Origin of the sequence: Pseudomonas sp. ICMP 8385 (assembly GCF_002699915.1) — a bacterium.
Lineage (GTDB): Bacteria > Pseudomonadota > Gammaproteobacteria > Pseudomonadales > Pseudomonadaceae > Aquipseudomonas > Aquipseudomonas gessardii.
Genome location: NZ_LKBY01000012.1, coordinates 1 through 1,937, shown reverse-complemented (window position 1 = coordinate 1,937; position 1,937 = coordinate 1). Strand labels below are relative to the sequence as shown.

At 43.0% G+C, this 1,937-nt stretch carries 2 protein-coding genes; both read left to right on the top strand.

What is annotated here, in order from left to right:
• Nucleotides 1-53 precede the first annotated feature (53 nt).
• Complete coding sequence (locus AO268_RS03785) at nucleotides 54-674, top strand: DUF3644 domain-containing protein (RefSeq protein WP_373562111.1); 621 nt, start codon at nucleotides 54-56, stop codon at nucleotides 672-674.
• A 129-nt stretch (nucleotides 675-803) separates the two neighbouring features.
• Entirely contained in the window at nucleotides 804-1,571 is a 768-nt protein-coding gene (locus tag AO268_RS03780; RefSeq protein ID WP_141562773.1) for a hypothetical protein, read from the top strand.
• Nucleotides 1,572-1,937 lie beyond the last annotated feature (366 nt).

Sequence of the window (1,937 nt, the reverse complement as noted above, 5' to 3'; positions counted from 1 at the left end):
CTCGTCGAATTGATTGTTTTTTGATCATTTGGCGAGTTTAAAAGTTGCGCTAGGTGGTATGCCGGGGAAATACATGGCTACTTCAGACCATCCCTAGATTTCAGGCCTGCTGCCTAAATTATAATGAACTCATAAAATCTTTATTTGGCGCCAGCCTTGGCATAGATAAACATTTATCTTTTAGCCTTCAGTTCTCCTCTTTGAACAAGGATCAAGTTGACAGATTATCCCAAGCAGACGGCCTCCCTGAAAATATTCGAGCCTATATAACTTCGTTTGACTTGGCTCTAACCGATGAAGAATTCAACGATCCGAAATTTTCTTACCGTGTATTCTTTGTTCCTAAAACCGCAAATCATAAAGGCCAGGCGGATCAGGTAATTGAATTTATCAAGCCAGGATCTGAAATGGCTCAAGGAATGAATACCAAGTATATTCAAATCAAAGAGACCGAGCGCCCTAAATATCTGCCTTCAAAAATTGTCGAAAAAGTAAAGAACGCTGGCTATCCAAAATTCAATATGATGCATCACACTCAGATGTGGCAAACCAACGAAGCAAAAAAACAAGGCAAAGGTTTTGGTGTTACCGTCATGAATACATGGTACTGGTATGAGACATGGCTGGAAAAAGTGCTAGCCGAGTGTGAAATCCGAAAAATTGAATTCCTATAAGTATACGCTGCTGTTTTCGATTCCTAGCAGCTGTTCGAATATCGTCGAGAGCTCATCTTCCGTAAAATTATCTAGATATTGGAGTAAAAATTGTTAAAGCTTCATACTCAGTTGATTTGCGTTCATCACATGAACAATGCAGACGATCCTTCTGAAATTGTGCCAGCACCTGACAGACGTGCAAATAAACCAATTGGCATTCACGAGACATCCACGAACAAAACAGCTTTTTTTCAAAAAATAATCAAACCAAAAATTGGTTCAAATACAATTACATTGGCGCTCCCCAATGAGATTACTTTAGCCATAAGTGTCGCAACCAAGGCTTTGCAGCAAGCCCAAAAAATCAAAGTGGATCTCGAGCGGCTATCGGAATTCACCGAGTCTATATATGACCGCAATGTAGGCCTTGCCTATGATTATCTTGAGAGTATTCAAGTGGCGACGATATTTGCATACAAGGCAGTGGAGTCGTTTTGCAATGCGGTAATTCCTGATACATACACATACAAAAAAACCACGAGCAGATCTACTGAGCATTATAGTAAAGAACAGATAGAACGATGGATATCAACTTCAGAGAAGGTGGCGTCCATATTGCCACCAATACTGAAGTGTTCGCCACCTCAATCAGAAAATTTCTGGTCTGACTTCAAGAGTCTTGAGCGCTTAAGAAACGAAATTATACACAGTAAGTCAAGTAATACGGATGCAATACTGGAAGAGCTATTCGCGGAGCACGTATACCGATATATACAGTCCGCCATGGCTTTACTCGAACACTTTATCTCTATAGACCCATCTAATCCAATTTTTCCATTAGGTTTTGGGATGTCCATGGTGCGAGTTTTGAACGTAGAAAAGGCGGAAGATATATTGGGTAAAATCGGGGGGTGAATCACCCATGGTTTCGTGGCCATTCCCGACTGACTGCTTATGGCCGACTGCTGCCCTTCGCGGAAGGCAGCTTAGGATCGCATACGACCGCAGGGAAACCAGCTAAACGATCCTTCCGAATGATGGATTGGATGGATTCGCCCCTGTACCCGCCGGTCCGCTTGCTTGATAGCGCTTGCGCTGTCGTTCCTGTAGTAATTATTTAGCAAAAAATAGCTTGGCGTCCCTACATTGGTGACCGCGGCCTGAGAAACTGATGGCCCAATGCTTAGGGAAACTCTGAAAAAGACTTTCTGATTTGGCAAAATACCGCGACCCCACCCACCGAGTTTCCCGATGAAGCAGATGACCTTCGCCGACGCCGAG